Source organism: Haladaptatus cibarius D43, from assembly GCF_000710615.1.
GTDB lineage: Archaea > Halobacteriota > Halobacteria > Halobacteriales > Haladaptataceae > Haladaptatus > Haladaptatus cibarius.
On record NZ_JDTH01000010.1, the window covers coordinates 58,303 to 85,205 of the forward strand.

Here is a 26,903-nt window from a genome sequence, read left to right on the forward strand (position 1 = left end):
GCGCATGATCTACTTAGAAAAATACATCACTGTTATTATTCGAACTGGCTGATTAGCGACGGCACGACTTCGAAAAGGTCGTCAACGATACCATAATCTGCAATATCGAAGATAGGGGCATTTGGATCAGTATTGATTGCAACGATGGTGTCTGAACCCTTCATGCCTGCGACGTGCTGGACTGCTCCGGAAATTCCGATGGCAAGATAAACGTCCGGGGTTACAACCTTGCCCGACTGTCCAACTTGTCTGCTATCTGGCAGCCATCCATTATCAACTATCGGTCGTGATGCTGATAGGGTTGCGTCCATCACTTCTGCAAGTTCCTGAATAAGAGTGAGATTATCTTCTTCCTCAATACCTCGTCCGATGCTAATGAGTATGTCTGCTTGTGAGATGTCGACATCTCCATCCATGACATCAACGAATTTTTCGACAGCTACTGTGGATCTCTCGATATCGACAGGAAACTCACGCACAGTGGCAGAGCCTGACGAATTTGCTTTTACCCACTCAGTACTTCGAATGGTTGCAACCGGGACACCATCTGTAACTACAATATCTGTTTCAACCTTCGATCCATGTCGCTCGCGTGTTAGCACGATTTTATCATTGGTTTCGATGCCAGTGACGTCTGTAACGATCGGTGTATCGAGTGTGCTTGCAACGGCGGGTGCATAGTCTAGGCCATTGACACTGTGCGGCATCACGACGCCAACCAAATTTCGCTCGCTGGCAAGCGAAACAATGCTTTGATGATAGATATCGTGGTTGAACTTCTCCCCTTCAGGAACCCAGTAAACCGTATCTACACCACTACGATTCAATTCACTCGCAAATTTCTTTGAATTCTCTCCAATGACTACGACCGCGAGAGAGGCATCGAGACCGCTGGCAAGCTCCTTACCTGCGGTTATTGCTTCAAAGCTTACATCACGAAGCTCTCCACCACGGTGTTCTGCGACTACCAGAACTTCACTCATTATGCATCCACCCTCCTTTCTCGGAGGAGCTCGGCAAGTTCGGACGCTACTTCGTCTGCTTCTCCCTCAAAACGAACCATGTCGCTTTCACTCTCCGGTTTAACAAGGGATCGTCGCTCTAACTGTTGTGTAAAGTGATCCGAGTCAAGATCTAAATCCGCAAGGTCTATTTCCTCAATTTCCTTCCTCTTTGCCTGTCGAATGCCTCGAAGGCTTGCGTATCGGGGATCGTTTATTCCAGTTTGGATGGTAAGAACAGCTGGAAGCGGGACGGACGCTACCTCCTCAACGCCACCTTCAAGCTCCCGCCGAACACGAGCAGTGTCCTCGGTGAGCTGAAGATGATTAACCACGGCAGCCCAATGGAATCCGATGCGCTCTGCAAGCATAACACCGGTTACGCCGAAACCGTCGTCGTCTGCCTGAACGCCAGTTAGAATCAGATCTGGCTTCTCGCGATCGACGATGGCTTCAAGTACGGTTGCACGTACACGCGCGTCAACGATATCTTGGCTGAAAATATCATCCCAGAACCGAATGGCTCGGTCCACATCTTTTGCTAACGCGAGACGGATTGTTTCCTCACATGTTTCTGGGCCGATGGTGGCGCTAACAATTTCGACTTCTTCTGAACGTTCCTCACTAATTTGGACAGCCGTCTCGATTGCATACTCGTCCCACTCATTCAGCACATGCTCTTTGTACCGCTCCTTGATCACTAAGTCGCTGATTTCGAAATCTTCAGCTAGCTCTGCAACCTCTTTGACCAATACTAACACCTTCATCTGTGGTCTTACTAAAGACAGCACTATAAGCACAAAAATATATTGTTAGCGCCAGAACTGGCTTCAATATCTGGGATCTATTGATGGTGACTAAATGATATGATTAGGGATGAGCTAGTTTATTCTGCTCAATATGAGATGATGTTACTCTCCAAATCTCTTGGGTAGTAGGTTATCGACTCGACACCGGATTCTGTAACAATGATAGTGTCTGAGTGCCGATAGCCGGCGACATCTGGAACGAACAGGGCGGGTTCAATCGTGTAGGCATGTCCGGGTTGGATAACCTCGTCGCTTCCTCTGTCGAGGAACCCGCGTTCGTGGACACCAAGGCCGATATTGTGCCCTGTATGATGCTGAGTGTATTCGAGGAGACCGTGCTCCTCGCAGTAATCATGAACGGCTTGGTCAACGTCGGCGACAGGAACACCGGGATCACACGCCTCGATCGCGAGTGTCTGCATCTCAAGCATATGCTCGAAGTAATGTCGATGTTCGTCACTCACTTCTCCGATGAACATCGTTCGTTCGAGTTCGCTAATGTAGCCATCAACGTTTGCAGTCGCACCTGTGATAATAACGTCTCCATGTTCTAACCGGCGGTTTTCTGTTAACCCGTGGGGAAGGGCAGTGTTTGGCCCAGAGAGAAAACCACATGACGCCGGGAAACCGCCTCGAAGTCGTGATTGGTATCGCTCTCCAAGGGTGTCGAGCATTGCCATTGACGCATCGAGGCTCGCCTTCTTTGCCACCCAGAGTTCATGTTTCCCTGGCTCGGCATAATCCTCAAGTTTTCGGTGAGCGAGATTCCCCCATTTTGCAGATTCCCGCATCAGACTCTGCTCGGTGGGTGACTTAGCTTTCCGATACTCTTTGATCCATTCCACCGTTTCAACAGTGACATCGGCGAACTCGTCAAGTGTTGGGCCAGAGTATCCCCAGTACCCAGGTGCACCGTTCATATCTGCGACAACGTGCTCGACATTGAGGTCAGAAAGCATCTCTGCAATGATTTCTTCCGGGGTTGCAGATGGATGTTCATAGTAAGTCGCATCTGTCCCAGATCCCCCTGGATAATCGTAGTACCAATAGATTTCATCGAGAAGCGGGAATTCATCGCCATCGGTTCGATCTAGCTCCAATCGTGGAACTGTGAGACTTACCTGGTCTTGTGTGACGGCGAGACAAACTGGTCGCTCTGTCTGCAAGTGATGGAACCCACTCAACCAACCGATATCCACTGACGAAAAGAGGCAAAGGGCGTCGGCATTATTAGCCGCGAGATCGTCGCGAACGCGCGAGATGTGACTGTGGTACTCCGCTGTTGGAACTCTCGTTGGAGCCATACAGAAAGGCTATCAGGTAATATAATAAATGTTGGCCACTTTATTTCGACTCTAAATATCTACTATTACACATAAAGGTTATATCTACTGAGTTTGTCATCGCCTATCATGGCTAGTAAGCCACCGCATAACAAGCGGATAGACCGACGGGCATACCTATCAGCTCTTGGGATGGTTGGTGCAGGAGTTGCTACGGCAGGTTGCAGTTCGAACAACGGATCGGAGGATGATACGAACGGATCAAACGGAAACACGCTCATTGTCGGTCAGAATACGAAGATGTCCGGCGATGAACCACTCGACCCGCACCGTGCCACACGCATTGGTACACAGGAAGTGTTGTTTGCTATCAACGAGCCGCTCTTTCGTGTCAATCCGGATCTGAAACCAGTTCCTCACTTGGCAAAGAAATACTCGATGAACGACGATGCGACCGAATATACTCTTATCCTCGAGGAAGGTATCAAGTTCCATAATGGTGAAAAACTAACTGCAGAGGTCGCAAAATGGAATCTCGATAGGTTCGTCAGTGAATCTCCGATGGGATATCTCGCAGGAAACGTCTCCAAAACAGAGGTCACGGGGGATTACGAAATCACCGTCAAGTACGATAGCCCATTCCCCTTGCTCCCGAGAGGCCTTTCAGCATGGAATTCTGCTCTCGTCTCAAAGAAGGCAGTTGAGAAAGCGGGCAAAAAATATGGCCAGAATGTTATCGTGGGAACCGGCCCCTATAAGTTCAAAAACTGGTCTCGTGGTGCTTTCATCGAGACGGAACGGTTTGATGAATATGACTGGGGACCAGATTGGGTTCAGAATACGGGTCCCGGAAAGGTGAAGAAATTCCGATTCGAATCCCATCCCGAACCGACGACCCTTCTCAATGAACTTACTGATGGCGATGTCCATCTTTCGAAGTCCGTGCTTCTTTCTGACGCTAAAAAAGTGGAGCAGGATTCTAATACGGGGCTCAAGCGCAAAAAATTCACCCGGCAGGCATATCTCTGTCCGAATACTCAGAAGGAGCCAATGAATGACGTGCGCGTTCGGAAAGCAGTTACACACGCGATAAAGAAAGATGCAGTTACTGAAGCAGCACTTGGTGGTGAAGGATACGATATTTGGGCGCTCATGCCACCAATGGCGAAAAATGCGTTGGATAAAGATCGTGCAAAGAGGACTGGACAACAGTTCAACCCTGGGAAAGCCCGCAGCCTTCTTGAACAAGCCGGATGGACGAACTCGAAACAGGGTCAAGTCAGATCGAAAGGTGGGAAGAAACTTCAAATTGACTTTCTCACATTTACGATCTCTCGGGAGAAGAAAATCGGAACAACGATACAGCCGATGTTAGAGAAGGTAGGTTTCAAAACGAATCTAAAGATTCTCGAAGCGGGGACACTCTACAAGAAACTTGAAGCTGGTGAACATGATTTGGTCGTGATGGGGTATGGCGGTCAGTATGCTCTTGAGACGCTTTCAGCGACTCTCACAAGCGCTCAAAGTGCTAAGAAGGGCGGAACGAACTACTCACTCTGGGAAAACAAGGAGTTCGACAATCTGCTTCAAAAAGCGCAGACGTCCACGAGCGATGAGAAGCGTAATCAAGCAATCGTTGATGCTCAACTCGTCGTACAAGAACAGGCCCCTGTCGTACCAGTTTTGGCTTATAACAAGATTCTCGGCTACAAAAATTCGGTTAGCGGTATCGATACGATGACGAACGATCATCCATGGTGGCCGGTCAAAGAGTACCTTCGCCATCTCGAACTCGGACTCTGAAAAATTCGACAATGTATAAGTACATCGTTAGACGACTCCTCGTGACTATCCCCGTCATCATCGGCGTCACGATCGTTATTTCATCGATTGTGTACATGGCACCAGGCAATCCGGCGCGAATTGCACTCGGTACGAACGCAGACGCGGAGGCAGTTGCAGATCTCGAACAAGAAATGGGATTGAATGAACCTCCTCACATTCGCTATCTTGACTGGATGTGGGGTGTCGTGCAAGGTGACTTTGGCGAGTCAATCCGTGGCGGTCGTGAAGTAACCGATATGATATCTGAGCGATTAGTTCCGACATTAGAGTTAGCCCTCGTTGCAATGGTGATCACCTTCATTATCGCACTTCCGCTTGGCGTCATCAGTGCAGTCAAACAGTACAGTTGGGCCGATAATTTGTCGATGCTCTTCGCCATCTTCTGGATATCAATGCCGTCATTCTGGCTTGGGTTACTACTTATCTTGGTCTTCTCAGTCAGACTGGATCTGTTCCCAATTTCCGGTCGAACCGGAGCGATATTCACACTAACTTGGTTGTCTTCCCTCGCACTGCCCGCTATCGCGACGGGAACCCGTCGTGCTGGCCTCCTCACACGAATGACCCGGTCGTCAATGTTGGAGGTTCTCAATGAGGATTACATCAGAACTGCTCGTGGGAAAGGAATCGGTGAAAAAAGCGTCATTTATACGCATGCTATGAAAAACGCGATGATTCCGATTATCACCCTTATTGGGCTCCAAATTCCACTAATTTTCTCCGGTACCGTCATTATCGAGACGGTTTTTTCGTGGCCTGGAATGGGCCGACTACTCGTTGATGCTGTCCTTTCGAGGAATTATCCTGTAATTCAGGGAACCGTCCTCATATATTCGATTATCGTCATCCTCTCGAATCTCTTCGTCGATATAACTTATAGTTATTTCGACCCTCGAATTTCCTACGACTAACTATCATCTATTCTAAGAGAAGTTTGGACAACGTCTAAACTTATAGCTTTGCGCGTTCGAGAGATTCGTCGACGCCGTTGTCTGAGTGGACGATACTAGAGACGGCACGCGTCATTGCCTCTGGGTCTTCGTGTTGGAAAATACTCCTTCCCATGGAAACGCCTGCTGCACCAGCATCCATTGCCCCGCGAACGTTCTCGAGCATGTCACGGTCGCTTTGTGGATTTCCTCCGGCCATGATGACTGGAAGTTCTGTTGAATTTACTACCTCCTTGAAACTTTGTGCACTACCTGTGTATCCGGTTTTTGCGACATCTGCTCCAACCTCCTCTGCTAACCGAACCGCGTGGCCAGCCTGGTCAGCATTGTCCTCATCGACACCAGGGCCACGAGCGTACGTCATTGCGAGCACTGGCATCCCGTATTCTGCAGCATCACGTGTAATCCCAGCGAGTTGCTCTATCTGTTTTGGCTCAGAGTCACTCCCAACATTCATATGGAGCGAAACAGCGTCAGCACCGAGTCGTACGGCTTCTGCGACAGTACCAGTAACCCGCTTATCGTTCGTATCCGGGCCAAGTGTAGTTGATGCATTCAGATGAATAATGTAGCCTTTTCCGTTCTTGTTCGGGTGGACACGACGTGCAAGTCCTTTCTGGGTGAGAACGCTGTCGGCTCCTCCGCGTGTGACCGCATCAATTGTGTCTTCAATCCGTTTCAGTCCCGGAGTTGCACCGATAGTAATCCCGTGATCCATCGGGACGTTAAGGATTCGTCCGTCAGTTCCAATGCGTGCGAGTCGTGCGTCGATTCCGGTTGACATCATTATACACACAGTGGCTTTCCCTATAAGAAGTTCCGACTTGGGTAGGAGTTGCCAATCACACTCGAAATTTCTCATGAGCGACTCCACAAACCTATGCGGAAGCTTAACAAGGGGAAACTGTGATAGTAAATGTGATGGCACAGAAGCAGGGAACGCAGAGCGATATAGCCCAGCAGCGGGTGGATACGAGTTTCCGTTCACGGTCGAAGGTTGTCGTTCGACGACTCAGGCGAAGTAACTTCGCTCTATTCGGACTCGGCATCGTGATGGTGCTTCTGCTTACAGCAGCATTCGCACCATTTATCGCACCATTCGAACCAACGAACCAGCATTATAATGCCCTCAAACAACCACCGTCTCTCGAACATCCATTCGGGACAGACACCTATGGGCGTGATATTTTCTCGCGTGTCGTCTTTGGGGCCCGATATACGGTCTTTCTTGGCATCGTTATCGTCGGAATTCAAATGATAATCGGCGTCTCATTCGGATTGATTGCAGGGTATTACGGTGGTTGGACGGAATCAGCAATCATGCGACTAGTGGATATCAGTCTCTCAATCCCCGCAATCGTGCTTGCTCTTGCGATTGCAGGGATGCTCGGTGGAGGCTTAATTCCGCTTGTTGTCGCTGTGAGCCTTGTCGGTTGGCGAGGATTTGCTCGCCTAGTACGAGGTGATGTCAAGTCAGTAATGGAAGAAGAGTATATCGAGTCAGCACGAGCGGCCGGTGCGACAGATCTCCGAATCACCGCGCGCCATATCTTGCCAAACGCCGCATCCAGTATCATTGTCTACGCAACGCTCACCATTCCAACCGTGATTCTTTGGAGCGCAGCACTGTCGTTCCTTGGAATGGGTGTCCAACCACCAAAGCCCGAATGGGGCGCGCTCATCGCTGCCGGACGTGGTGAAATCGCTGATGCTTGGTGGATCGCAACATTTCCCGGTCTTGCGATTATGTTGGTCGTCATCGGATTCAACGCGCTCGGGGATGGCCTTAGAGATGCATTAGACCCAAAACAATCACAATAACATGACACAACCACTCCTCAAAATCGACGATTTGCACGTTCACTTTCACACTGAAGAAGGAACAGTTGAAGCGCTTGATGGTGTCAACCTGGAAATCTATGAAGATGAAGTGCTCGGTATTATCGGTGAGAGCGGTTGCGGAAAGAGCGTTACTGCGTTATCTACAATAGGCCTCCTTCAGTCCCCTCCCGCTGAGATTGTAAGCGGGAGCATAGAATACGCTGGACGGGATATTCTCAGTCATTCCCAACGGGAACTTAACAACATTCGTGGGAACGATGTTACAATGGTCTACCAAGATCCGATGACCTCACTCAATCCAGTGCTTACTATTGGAAAGCAAGTGACCGAACCATTACGTACACATAGTGACGTTTCTGCGTCGGCAGCCCGCCAACAAGCGATCGAAATGCTCGAGGCCTGCGGACTTGCTGATGCTGATCGGATTATGGATCAGTATCCGAATGAGCTCAGTGGCGGCATGCGACAACGAGTTGTTATTGCGATGGCACTGATAACCGAACCCAAGCTATTGCTCGCAGATGAACCGACAACTGCACTCGATGTTACTATCCAAGCACAGATCATGGATTTGCTGAAAGAACTGCAGGAAGAATTTGGGATGAGTATTCTCTTTATTTCCCACGATCTTGGGGTGATAAGCGAGATAGCAGACCGGATTGCCGTTATGTATGCAGGCAATATCGTAGAGAACTGTACGATGAGGGAGCTCTTCGATGCGCCGCTACATCCATACACACGCGCGCTTTCGAAGAGTATCCCATCACTTTCCGACGACCCAGATCGCCTTCCGGTAATTGAGGGTGTGGTACCAGATCTCCGTAATCCACCGTCTGGTTGCCGGTTTGCGTCCCGTTGTCCACAGTATATCGGCGACGTCTGTGATGCCGTCGACCCTGCTCTTACCACGGCTAATGGCTTTGAGAAGCATGAGGTTGCCTGCCATCTTTACACGGATATTGCCGCTGAGACACCGCCAGCTGATTGGGAGTATCCTTCAGCACCGAGCACCGGTGCATCCTCTCATACTGAACCAGGTGAGTCACAATGAGTTCACAGTCACAACAACACAAAGACAGTGCCGATGAACAGCAGAGTAGTAGCTTCACATCACACGACGGTGAGGAACCGATACTCACACTCGAACAACTGAAAAAGTACTATCCGGTGAAGGGCGGCATCCTAAATCGAACCGTCAGTCAGGTCAAAGCAGTTGATGGAGTAACCCTTGATATAGAACGTGGTGAAACGTTGGGTCTCGTTGGTGAATCCGGTTGCGGTAAGTCGACGCTTGGTAAGACAGTACTGCGTCTTATCGAGCCGACAGCTGGAAAAATCTGGTTTGATGGCTCCGACATTACCGGTGCATCACGATCTGAACTCCGGGATATTCGGCAAGATCTCCAGTTTATTTTCCAGGATCCTGCATCCTCTCTTAACCCTCGGATGAGCGTCGCAGAGCTCATCCAGGAGCCAATGAAATGTCTAACCGACTGGCCCGCTGAGAAACGCGAAAATCGAACTATAGAATTAATTCGAGAGGTTGGACTCAATGAGAGTCACCTATCTAGAGCACCACATGCCTTCAGTGGTGGTCAGCAGCAACGGATCGCCATTGCTCGGGCACTCGCTGTCAATCCGAAGCTGATAATTGCCGATGAGCCTACTAGTGCACTCGATGTAAGTGTCCAAGCAAAGATCCTCAACTTGCTCGATGATCTCCAGGACGAATATGACCTCACCTATCTATTCATCAGTCACGATTTGAGTGTCGTAAAGCACATTTGTGACCGAGTCGCGGTCATGTACTTAGGTGAGCTCGCTGAGCTTGCATCGACAAGCGATCTCTTCGAGGATCCAAAACACCCATACACTAAAGCACTGCTCTCAGCAGTCCCTGAGGCATCTGAGCAATCAAAATCTGATCGAATCCTTCTCGAAGGCGATGTTCCGAGTCCCCAGAATCCACCAACTGGGTGTCGATATCACACTCGATGCCAGGAGTACATTGGATCTGTCTGTGAGGAAATTGACCCGAAACTTAAAGAGATAGATGGAGCCAATCAATGCGCATGTCACCATTACACTGATAACCCCGAACCGAACGACGAGTTTGTCGGGTGAACAATAGTACGCCTTGCAAACCTCTCCGGTCGAATTGTTCAATTTTATAAAGGCAACAGCGCCTCTATCAAAGTAATGATTCCACCAATAGCAGATCGATTTGTAGCTGGTGAGTCAGCGGAATCTGCACTTGAACATTCTCGGAGAGTCAATAACCAGGGCATCTCTTGCATACTCAACCAACTCGGTGAACACTACGGCGATTCAACGAATGCAGAGGCTGATACGCACGCCTATCTCGACTTATTAGGAGCACTCGATAGCTCAGATGTGACCGCTTGTGTCTCGATAAAGCCGTCACAGATCGGGTTAGACATCGCGGAGACCGAATTTCGAGAGAATTTGGCAAGAATCGTTCAACGTGCTCACAACTGTAACAACTTCGTTTGGGTTGACATGGAAGATCACCAGACAACGGATGCTACCCTTCATGCATTCGAGTCACTCTCTACGAAATACGATGGGACAGTCGGTGTCTGTATCCAATCCAATCTCGAACGCACAAGAAATGATTTGAAACATTTGGCGGATCTCCCTGGAAAGGTTCGACTTGTAAAAGGTGCGTACGACGAACCGTCCGCCGTTGCACTGCAGGAGAAATCCGCTGTGGATGAAGCTTACCGTGCTCATTTGGAGTTTATGTTCAAAGAATTCGATAACGGAATCGCAGTGGGGAGCCATGATCCTGCAATGATTTCGCATGCTAAATCGCTCTATGAGGAATATAGAACGCCATTCGAAATTCAAATGCTCATGGGGGTTCGAGAGGATGCCCAGAGAGAACTCGCGGCAGAGTATGAGGTTTGGCAGTATGTTCCCTACGGTTCGAAATGGCCCTCGTATTTCTACCGTCGTGTGCGAGAGCGGAAAGAGAACCTGCTATTCGCGCTGCGCGCCATCTTGACTAAGTAAATTCACCTGTGACCGCATTTTATTCGAATTAGTCTGACCCATGTGGCGGTACGTATCCACACTCTTTGCATGACCAAGTCCCATAGCTCTGAACAACACTGTTCGAGCCACAGTGGGTGCACTTGTAACACATCGATCCTACCTACAGTATCGTCAATCATAAAATTATCTTTCGACAATTGTCGATACAGTTTTGACGAGTATCTTAAATCGGATCTCGTGTAATCCATTCACCAATACATTCATTTCCCCTGATTACCTCTATGTGAGCATGCCTCGAGACGGTCAGCCAATACCAAACTATCAGTATATTTCATCTGAACTTGAGAAACAAAATGCCGACGCATACGTCCATATCGGCGACGAATCTGATCAAATGCTTTGGTATCTCACGCGTTTTTACGGACCGGACCGAGACTACGCTTTCGTATATACGGACGAGAAGGCAACATTGTGTGCTCCTGCGTTATTCTATGAACAAGCAAAACGTGAGTTCCCAGGTACCGAAGTAACGAAAACACAGAATAGTAACCGATCATCGGCAGCCATGCGTGCAATTGACGTTCTTCAAGATTCATCGTCGGTATCGCGAATACTGGTTCCAGCATCGATACCACACTGTGCTCATTTCGAATTAGAGCAAGCAGGTTACGAAGTCGTAACGACAGATGTCATCGGAATTGCCCGGATGTATAAATCATCCCATGAGATCGAATGCATTCGGGAAACAATGGCAATTGCACAAGAAGCGATGCGACATGCCGAGTCGATACTTGCAGCATCAACGACGGCCGGTAATGAACTGGTTTGGAACTCGGCACCACTTACAACAGAACGCCTACGTCGGGAAATCAATGCAGTGGTTGCAAAAGCAGGTGGTAACGATTTCGGAAACACAGTTGTTGGTGCAGGGGTAAGCTGCGCAGATCTCCATTACAATGGGAATGATGATATTGTACCTGGAGAAACAGTTCTTATCGATTTAGGGCCACGTGGGCCAAGCGGATACTTTGGTGATATCACGCGGACATTTGTCCCTGGAACGGTTCACTCTTGGGAAGAAAACGTATACGAGGTCGTCTCTGAAGCACTGGAGGCTGGTTTACAGCAATTAAACGACGCACCTGGTATCTATGGTGAAGATGTCCATGAGACAATCGTGAGTGTCATCGAAACAAATGGATTCGAGACCGGCGATGTGGATGTTGGACTGTATCACGGTACGGGGCATGGTGTTGGGACTTCACTCCATGAACCACCATTCTTCTCTGAACGAACAGAACTAAAACCAGGACAAGTGATTACGGTTGAACCAGGAATATATGATCCCGATCGTGGAGGAATAAGATTGGAAGATCTCGTGTTGATAACTGACGATGGTATCGAAAATTTTGTCACCCTTCCGTATTCGATTGATCCTCGATAGAGTAAAATGAACTAAATATCGTTCGATAAACGATACTAACAGCTTTGTACTGAAAAAATACTTTGGACGTTTGCCCAATAATATGGAAAATATTTCCGTAGAATGTTTCTTATAGTGGTGTATGGCGATATAAAACAATAGATTTAAATACTACACGTCATGAGGTAGAATCGTCCTTGGGTAACAGGGACGCAATGTACAGTCCGGCACAAGCAGACGTGACTCGTAGCTCAGTGTCTGTCCCCACCAAAACCTCAATTGACCTCGCCTGACTGTCATCGCCATACGGACTTCCACGCCATTTTTGTAATCCTCTGTGCATATTATGCAGTAGCCGTTCTCATCTAATATCACATGATGAAAATGGAATATTTGACTCTTCGCGACTGGATACTGCCATCCCCCAACAGTGATAATTTGGTTATAACCGTTCCGTAGGGGCGAACACTTTCTCGGACATCTGTAACCGAGTCTTGCACGCCATTCTTTCCATGTTACTATGATTGACTTGTACGGTAGAATCGAGATCGTCCCTGCAGTTGGGTCTCAGCATTGGTGGTGATCTACGATCATGCTGAGCGAATTACCTCCGCAACTCTGGAACCTCTGTTCCCTGTGACGGAACAATAACACTGACAACCCCGAAGTTCGATTCTGAAAGCTAAACCCCCGTTTCTACTACCTTTTTCCTCATTTCCCATACTCTGGCTACCAAAGCTACCCCCAATATCGTAAGTAACGAGTAGCCATTACACATCTACCTCTGTAATAGAGTGCCTTTACATTACTATCTCTGTAATGATTGGCATCTCGGCAATATCGATGCAGCGATGACTAGTGGTGAACGGTTCTACTCTGTTCCTTGTGGAGGAACGGAGCTTTCATCAGACGAAATAACTTCTGTGTCATTAACTATGCTATCACTTGTCTTGCTAAACGTATGCGTTATTCTGGCCAAAAAATAGTATTTAATGCAATCCCTCTGAGTTGGGTGTAGAATGTGTGTTCGGAGATGCGGAACATAATTTTCGCTAGAACAATCTGATGGCCCGATCTACACCAATGGGGGTTGGGTAAATACTTCTGCAAGATGCCGGAATACGGCAAACGTGGGAACATCAAACGAGATATGGCGACTCATTAACCTCCCTTGTAAAGTAGTTATTTATGATTGGTTAGAAAGATATAAATACGCTGATTCTACATTGTAAAATGATGCCATTGGACAAGAGTAACGTCAGAAGGCGTTCAATTATGCGCACGTTTGCGGCAGCAGGTACTCTCGGTCTTGCTGGCTGTAGTTTTCAGCAGGATTCTCAAGACGGCACTGGTTCACAAACCAAGGGAACACAGAAACAAGCCGCCTCTAAACCCATTGGCGGAACCTGGGTTGAAGGTACAACTGCAGATGCTAGTCACCTGGTGCCATACCTTGCTAGTGACCAATCGACACAGGATGCAATCGGTCTTCTGATGGACTGGGGCGGAGTTATCAACGACGATCTTGAAATTGAACCGATGCTTTTCGAGAGTTGGGAATTGAGTGATAGCAATGACGTCCTCACAATTAAACTCCGTGAGAATCTTCGGTACAGCGAACCCTATGGAAAGCTGACCGCGGAGGACTACATATACCAGTTAAATACAATCAATCAGAATGATAAGGACTCATGGCATGGCTATCCCTATGTTAACTCCTTTTTCATCGATGGTGAACCAATCAAATATGAAAAAACCGGGAAATATACTCTCCGTGCGGAGCTACCGGAGAAACGCCCGTACTGGCTATTTACGGATCCCACTAAGTGGATGAAACCACTGCCGAAGAAACTCTTGAAACCCTATGTGAAAAACAAGGATATGGAAGGATTAAAAAAGGCAGATGAGATTGTCAATGCAACTTGGACTGGAAATTTAGGTCCGTTCAACCTCAAAAAGTGGCAACGGCAGTCGAAAATGGAATACACGAAAAACGACGACTACTATCTCGCAGAAACGAAGGAGTATAAGAACGCGCCCTACGTCAAAAAATATATCAGGCAGATATTCAACGAATCAAGCACCACACTATCTGCTCTCAAGAGCGGTGATGTGACGCATGCCGGATTGAGCGTGTTCAAGGCAAGTCAGTTCAAACAGAATCCAAATGTTAACGTACTCAGTAGCAAATTTGGTTCGTCTATCGACTTTATTGCCATGAACCAGCGGGAAAACGGATGGAAGCCGTTTCGGAAGAAGGCAGTTCGCCAAGCTTTTGCAATGGCGATTGATAAGAACGTGATTATCGAAAAAGTTCAACGAGGCTACGGAACAAAAGTCCACACATGGTCGCCAAAATGGGGGCCGTTCTACGACCAAGAAGGTGTTTGGGTTCCAAACGGCCCGAAGATCAAAAAAGCTAAACGAAAGATCAATGCCGCCCTTCCAAACCACTCCTATCGAAATGGTCGGCTTACCGACTCAGGTGGTAATCAAGTCGAACTAAAATTAGTGTATGTCACTGGCTGGAAGAGTACTCGAATTCTTAAAGACTACCTTGCCCAACAGTACGACAAGCTCGGAGTCAAGATCAATGCGCAGGGAACGTCGCTTACGAATCTCTATGGAAACTACGCTCAAAATTCCGGGAAAAATCCTAAATGGAGCGCTGGTTCGTGGAATGGTGGCCCGCGGAGCAATTCGACGAGCAAGAAGTCTTGGGATCTAATACCAAGTGGTTTCGACCACGCTGCGTACACTCCGTGGGATGTGATGTCTATGCTGTTCCCGAAAAAAGGTAGTTTCAACTGGTGGGGATACGTCCCATCTCGGAACGATTTGATGCAGCAAGTCAACTCCGCTGCGAAAGCGTCGACGAAGAAAGAAACGCAGAAAATCGTTTCTGAGCTTCTATCCTTTATCAGTAAAGAACAACCAGTCGTGTTTACCGACTGTGGTGCCGTTGTAGAAGGATATCGTAAAAAGGTTGCAGGCCTCGAACAGCCGAAAAATCAGTACACCAGCAACGACGCTGCGCGTGAACTCTACTTCAATGATCGGTAGCCTAGGTGAGTATACAAGATGAAAAGATATATCGCTAAACGTCTAGCCTGGACCTTGGTTGCGACCTTTTTCGCCTTATCCATCGTATTTGGCATTCTCACGTTATCACCGAATACCGGGCAAATGGAAGCCTCATTTCATGCGGCGCAGGAAGGTGGAAATCCCGACGAAGCAATGGAAGCATATCGCGAACGCAAAGGTCTGAACGAGCCAGTTAGTGAACGATACACCGACTACATGACTAATATTGCGACGCTCAACTGGGGATGGTCGACGACGCGCAATCAACCCGTAACGACAGCGCTCGCAACCGCATGGCCCTACTCTGCTCAGATTATGATCCCTGCGATACTACTTGCGGTTACCATTGGTTTCGGTCTCGGCTTGTATTCGGCAATGCATCAGTACACCTCGATCGATTATTTCGCAACATTCATCGCATTCTTTGGAATTAGTATTCCGAATTTCTGGTTTGCAATTGTTCTCATACTGGTCGTTTCGGTATGGATGAAAGATTTGGTCGTTTTCGGTGTCCCACTGGAACCTTACGTTCCACCAGTCTACTATCATACTGGGGTTGAATTTGTCAGCTTGAAAAATCTTCAACAGATAACCCTTCCCGTAATCGTTACATCGACAGCGGCTGTTGCCGGGCAAATGCGTTATTCGCGAAGTCAGGCGCTCGAATATGCCGAATCACAGTTCGTCAAAGCGGCACGAGCAAAAGGTGCAGGTGAATGGCATCTTCTCATCAAGCATATTTTACGAGTCGCACTAATTCCGCTCTCAACCATCCTTGTGAGCGACGCCTTGGCACTGCTCTGGGCTGGTGCAACCTTAGTAGAGATAGTCTTCCAAATTCCCGGGATTGGGTTACTTGGCTACAAAGCGATCATCAATCAAGATACCGCTCTCATCATGGGTGTTACCCTCATTCCCGTTTTTCTCGCACTGATCGGTAACCTACTCCAAGACTTAGCATACGTTTGGCTGGATCCGCGGATCGACTACGGTGATCGAACATGAGCTCAGACAAGAAATCAGTGAACTCGCCAATGGATCTTACATTTGATCAGGTTGATTGGTCCGAATATCAACAGAGTCGATTCGATCTTTCGCTCACTGTTCGGACGCAGCTTGCAGTGTTGGGAATCTATGCCTTTGCATTGCTGTACGACTCATTCGTCATTCCCTCGAAACAGCCAACGGTAACGACGCCGTTCATTTGGGATATAAGTGGAATCGATTGGTTATTCATACTAACGTTAATTCTCTTATTTTTCAATGTGGTCGTACCACTATACGAAAATAAACGAATGTCAAAGTATTACTGGTCACAATTTCGGAAGAACAAGCTAGCGGTATACTCGTTAGCTTACCTCTGTGGATTGGTCGTCGTGGGAATTGTCGGCCCCCTCGTAGTCTCAGAGCCAAAACTGACGTTCTCAGATTCGCTGTTGCCACCGGTTGGTATGACCGCTGCGCCACAGGGGCAAGTCGTCACCGGAACGTGGGAACACCCTCTCGGAACGAATCAGCGAGGAATGGATATTCTCAAACTCATGGTGTACGGTGCACGAGTGAGTCTCGAAGTTGGGTTAATCGGTATGCTCGTTATGATTACTATCGGTACAACTGTTGGTACTGTGGCCGCGTATTTCGGCGGAACTGTTGATGAAATTTTGATGCGTTATGTCGACCTTCAGATGACGTTCCCCGCGTTCATGCTGCTCTTATTAACCGTTTATCTATTCGGAAATAGTTTATTTATTGTTATTTTATTGTATGGATTCTTGAGCTGGGAGGGAACCGCTCGACTCGTTCGAAGCGAAGCGCTCCAGCGGCGAGAAGAACCATATATCGAAGCAGCAGAGAGCTTTGGAGCAAGTGAGAGACGAATAATAACGCACCATCTTGTTCCGAACGTTTCAAGTACGGTTATCACTGCAGCAACACTAACGATTCCAGGATTTATTCTCGGCGAAGCAGCGCTATCATTTATCGGGCTAGGTGACCCCGATGTGTTCTCGTGGGGTCAGGTTATTGCCAGTGGCAGATCTCAACTGGCATCTGCTCCATGGATCGCCACCATCCCCGGATTTTTCCTCTTCTTCACTGTGCTTGCATTTAATTTCGTTGGAGATGCCGCTCGCGACGCAATTGACCCCCGCTCAGGTGAGTAACAATGGATGATTCATTACTTTCTGTGAACGACCTTCACACACGGTTCAACACAGACAGTGGTACCGTTTTCGCTGTTGATGGCATCGACTTTAATGTCAACCGAGGAGAGACAGTCTGCATCGTTGGCGAATCCGGATCCGGAAAGTCGGTAACGGGAGAGTCGATTACACGGCTGTTCCCGACACCACCTGGTGAAATCACCGACGGAGAAATTTTATTTGATGGTCGAGATGTGACTGAAATGTCCGACAGCGAACTCCGCGATATTCGCGGCGGTCGAATCGGGTATGTTTTTCAGAACCCCCAAGGGGCTCTGAATCCAGTCTATACGGTTGGTGCTCAGATAGTAGAGGCAGTTATGCTTCACCGTGATGTGGACAAATCTGTCGCCCGTAGTCATGCCATCGATTTACTCGACCAGGTTGGAATTCCAGAAGCAACGAAGCGTGTTGATGACTATCCTCACGAATTCTCTGGCGGAATGAAACAACGTGTTGTAATCGCAATGGCGCTCGCCTGTCAACCGAATTTATTGATTGCAGATGAGCCGACGACGGCACTCGATGTTACCATCCAATCGCAAATTTTGACCCTTCTTCAAGATCTACAGGCTAAATTCGATATGAGTATCCTGCTTGTCACACACGATCTCGGAGTCGTCGCACAGGTCGCAGACCGAGTTGTGGTTATGTATGCTGGAAAAGTCATGGAGAAAGGAGATGTTCGTGATGTTCTACAATCGCCAGCACATCCGTACACACGTGCAATGTTACGATGTCTCCCTGGCCAAGGTGAGAAAATGCAAGCAATAGAGGGGTCGCTTCCAAGTCCCTATGATCCGCCAGCGGGGTGCCGGTTCCACGACCGTTGCCCGAAAGCCGTCGATGACTGTGCATCCGGATCGCAACCGCCACTCGTTACAGTCTCTGAGAACCACGTTGCCTCTTGCATCTATTATCAGAATAACGAACTAGAGCTGGACGATTCTACCGCTCCGAGTTGTACAGGCAATTCCGAACACTCCTGTAGTGGAGGTAATACCTAATGAGTGACCAACCACTCCTCGAAGTAAGTGGACTGAAACAGCACTACCCGATCACACAAGGTCTGTTGAATCGACAAGTAGGAACTGTCAAAGCTGTTGATGGAATCGACATCCAGGTCAGGGCAGGTGAAACGGTCGGTATTGTCGGAGAATCCGGATGCGGAAAATCTACGGCAGTGCGAAGTATCTTACAGCTTGAAGAGCCAACTGACGGCACGGTACTTTTCAAGGGTAAACCGGTGAGCTCATTTGAGCAAGAAAAGTTGAAGAAGTTCCGACGGAGCGTGCAGTTGATATTCCAAGACCCGGACTCGTCGTTTGATCCACGGATGACTATCGGTGAGTCCATCGCAGAACCGCTCGTAATCCACGGAATGAGAAATACTGACAAACGTCGTTCAATCGCGATGAATCTCCTTGAGCGAGTTGGGTTGAGCGCTAATGATGTCGACCGCTATCCACACGAGTTTTCCGGTGGGCAAAAACAACGAATTGCACTTGCACGGGCACTCGCAACGAATCCAAGTCTTATCGTTGCGGACGAACCGGTTTCTGCACTCGACGTATCTATCCAAGCGAATGTTCTTTCGTTATTGGAGGATTTGCAAGCAGAGTTCGGTATTGGTGTACTCATGATTAGTCACAATATGGGTGTAATTCGGGAAGTTTGCGATCGTGTGAATGTGATGTATCTCGGAGAAATCGTCGAATCTGGCCCTGTCGAACGTATATTTGAATCTCCGGCCCATCCATATACAATCGCTCTTCTCGATTCCGTTCCGAGTCCAGATCCGGATACGAATACAGGTTCGGTGCAACTTAGTGGCGAAGTTCCAGATCCATCTGATCCACCAACTGGATGTCGATTCCACACACGCTGTCCTGCCGCCATACAACCAGATGATTACGATTTCGAACAATCTGCATGGCGGGCAGTACTGGATTTGCGGATACATCTTCGCGAACACGGAATCGATCGTGAAGCGGTATTAGAGTTCGTCGGTGAAAGCGGAAAATCATTGGATGGGATGGATATCACCAAAATAAAGAACGCAATTCGGGATGAGTTTGGCATCCCCAAACGGGTCGGTGATTCGGCGGCTGAACAGATCCTTGATCAAGCACTCAAGTCGATTATAACTGGAGATCAAGAGAGTGCACAAAAGCAACTTCGCAATGAGTTTTCGACCGTCTGTGAGCAGAAGCATCCCTCGCTTTCTGCAGTAGGAATGGATAGGAATGTTGCCTGTTTGCTTCACGACGGTCAGCAGGCTACAAAGTTAGCGCAAAAATCAGGATCGATTGCTCGTCGAGTTGTCCGAAACGCCGGCAGAGTCCAGGGTGAAGATAGCCGCTCACAGTGAGAAGAATGGTAGAGTATGGTGTGGGTCACAACCAATCCGGCTATCTCACCAGAATATATATGTAATCTTGTACAAATTTTATATTTGAGCTATATTTATAGAAATTAAATTATATATGCTAGAAATAAGATTTAATATCTCTTACTTACGTATTATAATTGCGATGCAAAGAGATAAAATTACCCCTGCACGACGAGACGTATTAAAATCGGCTGGAGCGGCAACTGGTGGCTTAGCCGTCACCGGAATCGCGACGGCAAAACAAAATGACCTCGTTCGAGTAAATATCGGCTACAAGAGCTCTGAAGGCCGAAAGTTTGCACTCAACGCATCGAAGTCAGTTCATCGGGACTTCTCCTTCGACGCACTTTCGGTTGAACTCCCAAAACAGGCTCTAGACCGCCTTCGAAGTCGTAGCGAACTCCGCTACGTCGAAGAGGATGGAGAAATGCACGCACTCGCGGAAAGTCTACCGTGGGGCGTTGACCGAGTCGATGCTGAACAAGCACAACTCAGCGGATACAACGGAAGCGGTGCGGATATCGCCATCCTCGACACGGGTATCGATCCCAACCATCCAGACCTCTACTCTAACCTTGGTAGTGGTGCCTACTTCACCGGCTCCAGTTGGTACGATTACAACGGCCACGGCACTCACTGCGCTGGCATTGCAGCAGGCGTGAATAATTCCCAAGGTGTCGTTGGAGTCGCTCCGGGGGCAACGTTGCACTCCGTGAAGGTTCTTAGCGATAGTGGGAGTGGCTATAATTCCGATATCGCTGGTGGCATCGAGTATGTTGCCGATCAAGGTTGGGACGTCGGTAGTATGAGCCTTGGTGGACCATACTCATCCGTTGTAAAGGATGCTTGTACCTACGCCTACAATCGAGGCGTCTACCTCCCCGCGGCTACTGGCAATGACGGTTGCTATGACTGTGTTGGATATCCCGCCGCGAACTCCGAGTGTGTTGCAGTGGGATCGACAGACAGCTACGACAACCTCTCTGGTTTCTCGAATACGGGGCCTGAGGTCGAGCTCGTAGCCCCCGGCAGCAGCGTCTACTCGACGTACTACAACGACACATACACCACTATGTCGGGTACATCGATGGCCACACCGCATGTCGCTGGTGCAGCCGGTGTTCTTATGGGTGAACTCGGCTATTCGAACGTGGATGCTCGTAGTACGCTCAATAGTACTGCTGAGGATCTTGGCATGCCAAACTACCAACAGGGGCATGGCTTGCTTGACGCTGCTGCTGCGGTTGGTGTCAATTCGGGAAATAATTGAGAAAGTATTCGTAGCGGTAGAAGCGAGAGCAGTCCCTATCTCAAAGTCATTTTTATAATTGTGGGTTATCCCCCAGAATCACGTATACCACCACCAAATATAAGGTGGCCCATCTGAAGCATCTACTGACGAGAGGTTCGTTGACAATCCCATTAATGGGAGCAAATGAGAACTATGAGTGTATCATTATCTGACATTCAAGAAGCCCGTGATCGAATTAGTGACAAAGCCGTCGTTCGGGAAACTCCAATCGAGACGAGTCGCTCATTAGAAGAAGAGACCGGTGCTGAAATTCGGTTCAAGATGGAACACCTACAAAAAACTGGCTCATTCAAGACGAGGGGTGCATACAACAAGCTCAAACGAATTACCGACTCCGGCTGTGAAGCGACGGAAACAATAGCGGCAAGTGCTGGCAATCACGCCCAAGGTGTTGCATTCGCAGCAACGAAGACGGGGCTTAGTTCGACGATTGTGATGCCAAAGAATGCACCACAAGCTAAAATAGATGCAACTGCAGATTATGGTGCTGATGTCAAACTCCATGGACACGACTTTCAGGAGGCGATGGATCATGCACAATCGATTGCGGACGATGACGCCATCTTCGTACATGCCTACGATGATGAAGACATTGTCGCAGGACAGGGTACTGTTGGCTTGGAAATCCTAGAACAAGTCCCCGAGGTAGACACGGTAATCGTCCCAGTAGGTGGGGGCGGACTGATCGGTGGTATCGCCACAGCAGTTGGTGAACTTTCCCCCAAAACGCGAATTGTCGGTGTGCAAGCGCACGGTGCAGCCACAGTACCAGAAAGCCTGCAGAAGGGGGAACCGTGTGCTATTGATGAAGTTCGAACGATAGCTGACGGAATCGCTACCGGCGGCATTTCACGTCTTACTTACGAACTCATCGATGAATATGTCGATGAGATCGTTACTGTTTCCGAGACAGAGATAGCTGGAAGTCTTCTCTTCTTACTCGAAAGAACGAAGCAGATGGTTGAGGGGGCGGGTGCGACGACTGTTGCAGCAGTTCGTAGTGAAAAACTTGATGTACGTGGTGAAACCGTGGTTCCACTACTTTCTGGCGGCAATTTGAGTATGACTGACCTTCAAACAGTTCTGACCCACGGACTCACCTATCGAGGTCAGCTCATTCGCCTGAGAGTGCATATTGTCGATGAACCTGGAAAAATGAATCAAATATCGGAGATGATCGCCAATCACGGTGCGAACATCCGGGATGTTCGCCATGAGCGCTCGGTTAATGACCTCAATGTTGGAGAAGCGTATCTGCACTTTCGAATAACAACAAGTGGGACTGCCCACTCTGATCGGATTGTAGATTCAATACGTAGTTTGGGCTATTCGGTCACTCGTGTTAGCTAAATCGGACACAAGAGCTTTCAAAGTAGAGTCACATTTTCACAGAGAAAATTATTTATTCAGCCATCAGAATGAATGAGATGTGTCATCACACAAGCCACCCCTTTATCAGGTACACCAAACTTCGGGAGCGGATTTCACCAACTTTGGTGGTTGGGAAATGCCTGTTAAATTTGATAGTATTCGAACAGAACATTCGGCAGTAAGAGACTCTGTCGGGATATTTGATGTCAGTCATATGAGTGAGGTGACGGTAAGTGGCCCAGACGCTACTGAACTGATGAACCGCTTGACCACAAACGATATCCGGGAGTTGAATCCTGGAGATGCCCACTACTCGTGTATTCTTAACGACGATGGTGTGATTTTGGATGATACTGTGGTATACCAGTACCCAGATCGAGATGGCTACGTGTTCGTTCCTAACGCTGGCCACGGAGAGAAAATGGTCAACCGGTGGTCGAAGTTTGCATGGAAACATGGGTTAACAGTGAGCGTTGAAAACAAAACCAGCGAGACCGGATTAGTGGCAGTGCAAGGCCCGGATGCTGAAGCAAAGGTCGATTCAGTCACAGCAGATCCTGTTATAAATGTATCTGTATTTTCATGTTTCCGAAATGAGATAGCCGGTGTAGAATGTCTGGTTGCGAGAACGGGCTATACTGGCGAAGATGGGTTCGAAATATTCTTCCCCGCCAATGATTCAGCAGGGGTTTGGAATGCATTCGAAGACATCCAACCATGTGGTCTTGGTGCACGGGACACACTCCGCCTTGAGGCGGGTTTGTTGCTCTCGGGACAAGATTTTGATCCAGAAGATGAACCACGAACACCGCTCGAAGCGGGTCTTAGCTTTGTCGTCGACTTCTCGAAACCAGACTTTGTTGGTCAGCGGGCTTTGCAAGATCTCAAAGAAGGGGGTGTTGATGAGCAAATGGTCGGACTCAAAATCAAAGACCGTGCAATTGCTCGCCATGGATATTCCATTGTCGATGATGGAATCGAGATTGGGAGGGTAACGAGTGGTACTCTAAGTCCGACATTCGATGTGCCGCTAGCACTAGGCTATATCCAGCCAGAGTATGCCGAGAGAGGGCTGGAAGTTGCAGTCGAGATTCGAGATCGAACCGTTGATGCAACGATAGTTAACCAGCGATTCCTAACCTCGCTTAATGCTAACTAACCGGAGCTAGAACCAATGTCATTCAAAGTTCCAAATAACCTCCATTACACTGTATCGCACGAGTGGGTAGAGAGACGAGATGAAGTCATTCGAGTTGGTATTACTGACTTCGCTCAAGACGAATTAGGAGATATTGTTTTTGTAGAGTTACCCGAACAAGGAGCGGCGTTCAAAGAAGGTGAAGAAATTGGCGTGATAGAAAGTATCAAGGCTGTTTCGGATATATACGCCCCTGTATCCGGGGAAATCGTTACTGTGAATGAAACTGTCCTCAATGAGCCAGAGTACATCAATGATGAACCATACCAACGTGGATGGATGATCGAAATGGTGGCTGATGACGACCTAGAGCACCTCCTCACTCCAACAGAATATCGTGGATGAAATTTAACCAACATGACTAACCAATTTGACCAAACCAACACTGAAAAGATAAATAACTGCACCGGAAGTCCATTTACTCCACACACCAAAGCGGATGTTCGGGAGATGCTAGACACAATCGGCTCCGAAAATGTTGAAGAGCTATTTGACATCCCCGAGTCGATTCGCTTCGACGATCGACTAAATATCACCGTCGCGTCGGAACAGCAGGTCACAGCGCAGTTAGCACAAACGCTAACGCAGAATTCCGCTCAAACTGAGTTCCTTGGCCGGGGACATTACTCTCATTATGTTCCTTCAATTGTTGACCACATCTCACTCCGCTCTGAATTCCTCACCTCATACACTCAGTACCAACCAGAAATCACACAGGGGTTTCTTCAGGCCCTTTTTGAATACCAATCGTTGCTTGTCGAACTCACTGGCTTGAACGTCGCAAACTGCTCTATGTACGATGCTGCAACGGCACTTGGAGAAGCAGCTACTCTCGCTGCCCGCGTTCGTCAAGTTAGTGGGTCTCGGATTCTCGTTCCGGATTATTTACGCACTGAACGGCGTGCTGTGCTCGAGAACTACGTAATCGGAACTAATCTCACTGTTGAAGCGTTCGCAACCAAAAATGGGCAAACTACCCCGGAGGTACTTGACCGTGCTCTTGATGACGACGTTGTGATGGTCTACCTTGAAAATCCGACAACTGAAGGCGTTATCGAGGAGCATCTTGATGAACTTGGGTCACTAATCGAAAAGCAGGATTCACTGTTTTGCCTTGGTTCGGACTTAGTGGCACTGTCGTTATTACAAACTCCCGCTTCCGTTGGTGCTGACGTAGTTGTTGGTGATGCGAGCGTTCTCGGACTTCCAACCGCGTATGGTATGGGACTTGGGATATTCGCTTGTCGTGACGACTACATTCGTCAAGTTCCGGGACGGTTAGTTGGTGCGTCGGAAGATGCTCATGGGGAGCGAACATTTACGCTAACACTCCAAACACGTGAACAGCATATTCGTCGGGAGCGAGCAACGAGTAATATCTGCACAAACCAAGCCTGGGTCGCCCTTCGGACAGCAATTCACGCTGCATACCTTGGCCCGTCTGGCCTCATTTCGTTGGCGAAGAAATGTCACCAACTCCCTGAGAAAGTCGCTACAGTGCTTGATGAAATCGACGGCATTTCTGCGCCGATTCGTGACTGCCATCATTTTCGGGAGTTTAAGGCATCCGTTGAGTCCGATGCACATCTACTAGCGGATGAATTGATGGCGGACGGTTTTGCGATTCATGCACTTAATGCCGATGTGATTCAAATTTGCGTGACCGAAGCAAATGAACGTCATGTAGATGATTTGGCGCAATCAATCACGGAGGTGCTCGAATAATGCAACTGTTTAATCAGACGATATGGAACGATTCTGAGTCCGACGGATATGAGCCACTACTCTCGGAAAAAGGACTGATAGATGTCGAAGTTGGTGAAACTGACCTTCCCGATGATCTCACGCGAGATACGCTTCAACTGCCTAAACTCTCTGAACCAGAACTCGCGCGGCACTATACCCGACTCTCACAGATGAACTATGGCATCGATAATGGCCCGTACCCACTCGGTTCTTGTACTATGAAGTACAATCCAAAATTCACCGAGGACATCGCTGCACTTCCTGCAACTGCAGTCCATCCAGATCGTGATTCTGTGAGTGTTCAGGGAACTCTCGAAGTGTATTCAACATTGCAAGAATATCTCGGACAGATCGGCGGTATGGATGCAGTAACACTGCAGCCGCCCGCAGGTGCCGCAGGTGAGTTCACAGGGATTCTTATCGCAGAATCACTTCACGAATCGAATGATGAATCAAAGCAACGAAACGAGGTCATCGTCCCCTCCAGTGCACACGGCACTAATTTTGCGAGTGCGGCGATGGCTGGATATGAAGTTGTTGAATTGCCAGCTGATTCTGACGGACGAGTCGATCTTGATGCACTCTCGGCTGCTGTGGGTGACTCAACTGCCGCACTCATGCTTACGAATCCGAACACTCTCGGACTATTTGAACGAAATATCGAGGAAATTGCGGATATCGTCCATGAGGCTGGCGGGCTACTCTACTACGACGGTGCAAATTTGAATGCACTTCTTGGACGTGCCCGCCCAGGAGATATGGGATTCGATATTATGCACTATAACGTGCATAAGACGTTTGCTACGCCACACGGCGGCGGTGGTCCCGGCGCGGGACCAATCGGTGTGAAGCAGGAGTTGAAACAGTTCCTCCCCACGCCGCAGGTTCGTGAAACGGATGACGGATATGAACTGTTTGAACCTGACCAGACCATTGGCAAAGTTCATGGGGCGATGGGGAACTGGTTAGTACTGCTCAAAGCCTACGCTTATATTAGCAGGTTGGGTAATGAAGGACTACGAGATACAAGCGCAAAAGCAGTACTCAACGCCAATTATCTCGCCTCACAGCTTGATCTTGAAATTCCGTTTCGGCCTTTCCATCATGAATTCGTTGCAAGCGCAGGCGAGCAGGACGCTGCCGACTTTGCGAAGCGAATGTTAGATTACGGTGTTCATCCACCGACGACAAAGTGGCCAGAAACCGTCCCGGAAGCACTTATGACCGAACCGACTGAAGCAGAGAGTAAGAAAACCCTTGAACAGTTGGCAACTGCATTTAACGCAGTCAGCAACGAGGAATTCGAGGCGCTGGAACAAGCACCAAATAGAACCTCTGCCCAGCGAATTGATCAGACTAGCGCCGCGCGAAATCCTCAACTTTCCTGGCAGCACTTGGACGAGTGACTACCTGAACGATGGAATAATA

22 protein-coding genes are annotated in these 26,903 nt (G+C 48.5%); 18 read left to right on the forward strand and 4 right to left on the reverse strand.

Translation table 11 applies throughout. The features are described from left to right. Positions 1-35: 35 nt before the first annotated feature. The 3 genes from HL45_RS17995 to HL45_RS18005 all read right to left on the reverse strand — a co-directional run bounded on the left by HL45_RS17995 (position 36) and on the right by HL45_RS18005 (position 3,114). The gene (locus HL45_RS17995; RefSeq protein ID WP_049972600.1) at positions 36-983 is read right to left on the reverse strand and encodes an electron transfer flavoprotein subunit alpha/FixB family protein; all 948 of its coding nucleotides are present in this window, start codon (positions 981-983) and stop codon (positions 36-38) included. After that, positions 983-1,768 carry an electron transfer flavoprotein subunit beta/FixA family protein gene (locus HL45_RS18000; protein WP_049972601.1) on the reverse strand — a complete coding sequence of 262 codons (786 nt, stop codon included), beginning with the start codon at positions 1,766-1,768 and terminating at the stop codon, positions 983-985. The genes HL45_RS17995 and HL45_RS18000 overlap by 1 nt, the downstream gene beginning before the upstream one ends. Positions 1,769-1,896: 128 nt before the next feature. Then, positions 1,897-3,114, reverse strand: coding sequence for a M24 family metallopeptidase (locus HL45_RS18005; protein ID WP_049972602.1), 1,218 nt, complete (start codon positions 3,112-3,114; stop codon positions 1,897-1,899). Between the two features lie 108 nt (positions 3,115-3,222). Here HL45_RS18005 and HL45_RS18010 point away from each other — a divergent pair, with 108 nt between their 5' ends. Beyond that, a complete protein-coding gene (locus HL45_RS18010; RefSeq protein ID WP_049972603.1) occupies positions 3,223-4,896 on the forward strand; it encodes an ABC transporter substrate-binding protein in 1,674 nt (557 codons plus the stop codon). Positions 4,897-4,907: 11 nt separating this feature from the next. Beyond that, positions 4,908-5,849 (forward strand): ABC transporter permease, encoded by a 942-nt coding sequence (locus HL45_RS18015; protein ID WP_049972604.1) that lies wholly within the window; start codon positions 4,908-4,910, stop codon positions 5,847-5,849. A gap of 40 nt (positions 5,850-5,889) precedes the next feature. Here HL45_RS18015 and HL45_RS18020 read toward each other — a convergent pair whose 3' ends face one another. Further along, positions 5,890-6,672, reverse strand: a complete 783-nt coding sequence (locus tag HL45_RS18020; RefSeq protein ID WP_049972643.1) for a 2-amino-3,7-dideoxy-D-threo-hept-6-ulosonate synthase — start codon at positions 6,670-6,672, stop codon at positions 5,890-5,892. A 137-nt stretch (positions 6,673-6,809) separates the two neighbouring features. Here HL45_RS18020 and HL45_RS18025 point away from each other — a divergent pair, with 137 nt between their 5' ends. From HL45_RS18025 to gcvPB, 16 genes are all read left to right on the forward strand, one after another. Continuing rightward, complete coding sequence (locus tag HL45_RS18025) at positions 6,810-7,709, forward strand: ABC transporter permease (RefSeq protein WP_049972605.1); 900 nt, start codon at positions 6,810-6,812, stop codon at positions 7,707-7,709. A 1-nt stretch (position 7,710) separates the two neighbouring features. Beyond that, positions 7,711-8,781 (forward strand): ABC transporter ATP-binding protein, encoded by a 1,071-nt coding sequence (locus HL45_RS18030; protein WP_049972606.1) that lies wholly within the window; start codon positions 7,711-7,713, stop codon positions 8,779-8,781. Next, positions 8,778-9,854, forward strand: a complete 1,077-nt coding sequence (locus HL45_RS18035; protein ID WP_084157123.1) for an ABC transporter ATP-binding protein — start codon at positions 8,778-8,780, stop codon at positions 9,852-9,854. The genes HL45_RS18030 and HL45_RS18035 overlap by 4 nt, the downstream gene beginning before the upstream one ends. A 75-nt stretch (positions 9,855-9,929) precedes the next feature. Continuing rightward, complete coding sequence (locus HL45_RS18040; RefSeq protein WP_049972607.1) at positions 9,930-10,766, forward strand: proline dehydrogenase family protein; 837 nt, start codon at positions 9,930-9,932, stop codon at positions 10,764-10,766. A gap of 271 nt (positions 10,767-11,037) precedes the next feature. Next, entirely contained in the window at positions 11,038-12,192 is a 1,155-nt protein-coding gene (locus HL45_RS20085; protein WP_084157125.1) for a M24 family metallopeptidase, read from the forward strand. 1,215 nt (positions 12,193-13,407) lie between these two features. Next, positions 13,408-15,234 carry an ABC transporter substrate-binding protein gene (locus tag HL45_RS18045; RefSeq protein WP_158413726.1) on the forward strand — a complete coding sequence of 609 codons (1,827 nt, stop codon included), beginning with the start codon at positions 13,408-13,410 and terminating at the stop codon, positions 15,232-15,234. Positions 15,235-15,252: 18 nt separating this feature from the next. Continuing rightward, on the forward strand, positions 15,253-16,260 hold the full coding sequence (locus HL45_RS18050; RefSeq protein ID WP_049972609.1) for an ABC transporter permease: 1,008 nt from the start codon (positions 15,253-15,255) through the stop codon (positions 16,258-16,260). Further along, a complete protein-coding gene (locus HL45_RS18055; RefSeq protein ID WP_049972610.1) occupies positions 16,257-17,417 on the forward strand; it encodes an ABC transporter permease in 1,161 nt (386 codons plus the stop codon). The genes HL45_RS18050 and HL45_RS18055 overlap by 4 nt, the downstream gene beginning before the upstream one ends. A 2-nt stretch (positions 17,418-17,419) precedes the next feature. Beyond that, entirely contained in the window at positions 17,420-18,463 is a 1,044-nt protein-coding gene (locus HL45_RS18060) for an ABC transporter ATP-binding protein (RefSeq protein WP_084157127.1), read from the forward strand. Next, positions 18,463-19,827 (forward strand): ABC transporter ATP-binding protein, encoded by a 1,365-nt coding sequence (locus HL45_RS18065; RefSeq protein WP_084157129.1) that lies wholly within the window; start codon positions 18,463-18,465, stop codon positions 19,825-19,827. Before HL45_RS18060 ends, HL45_RS18065 begins: the two co-directional genes overlap by 1 nt. 163 nt (positions 19,828-19,990) lie before the next feature. Next, positions 19,991-21,118 carry a S8 family peptidase gene (locus HL45_RS18070; RefSeq protein WP_049972645.1) on the forward strand — a complete coding sequence of 376 codons (1,128 nt, stop codon included), beginning with the start codon at positions 19,991-19,993 and terminating at the stop codon, positions 21,116-21,118. A 174-nt stretch (positions 21,119-21,292) separates the two neighbouring features. Further along, positions 21,293-22,510, forward strand: coding sequence for a threonine ammonia-lyase (gene ilvA / locus HL45_RS18075; RefSeq protein WP_084157141.1), 1,218 nt, complete (start codon positions 21,293-21,295; stop codon positions 22,508-22,510). A 79-nt stretch (positions 22,511-22,589) separates the two neighbouring features. Continuing rightward, entirely contained in the window at positions 22,590-23,690 is a 1,101-nt protein-coding gene (gcvT, locus tag HL45_RS18080) for a glycine cleavage system aminomethyltransferase GcvT (RefSeq protein ID WP_049972612.1), read from the forward strand. A 15-nt stretch (positions 23,691-23,705) separates the two neighbouring features. Then, positions 23,706-24,074: a glycine cleavage system protein GcvH gene (gcvH, locus tag HL45_RS18085; protein WP_049972613.1), complete on the forward strand. Its 369-nt coding sequence runs from the start codon at positions 23,706-23,708 to the stop codon at positions 24,072-24,074. 12 nt (positions 24,075-24,086) lie between these two features. Next, positions 24,087-25,454 carry an aminomethyl-transferring glycine dehydrogenase subunit GcvPA gene (gene gcvPA / locus HL45_RS18090; RefSeq protein WP_049972614.1) on the forward strand — a complete coding sequence of 456 codons (1,368 nt, stop codon included), beginning with the start codon at positions 24,087-24,089 and terminating at the stop codon, positions 25,452-25,454. Next, positions 25,454-26,881 (forward strand): aminomethyl-transferring glycine dehydrogenase subunit GcvPB, encoded by a 1,428-nt coding sequence (gene gcvPB / locus HL45_RS18095; RefSeq protein ID WP_049972615.1) that lies wholly within the window; start codon positions 25,454-25,456, stop codon positions 26,879-26,881. The genes gcvPA and gcvPB overlap by 1 nt, the downstream gene beginning before the upstream one ends. The last annotated feature ends 22 nt before the right edge of the window (positions 26,882-26,903 follow it).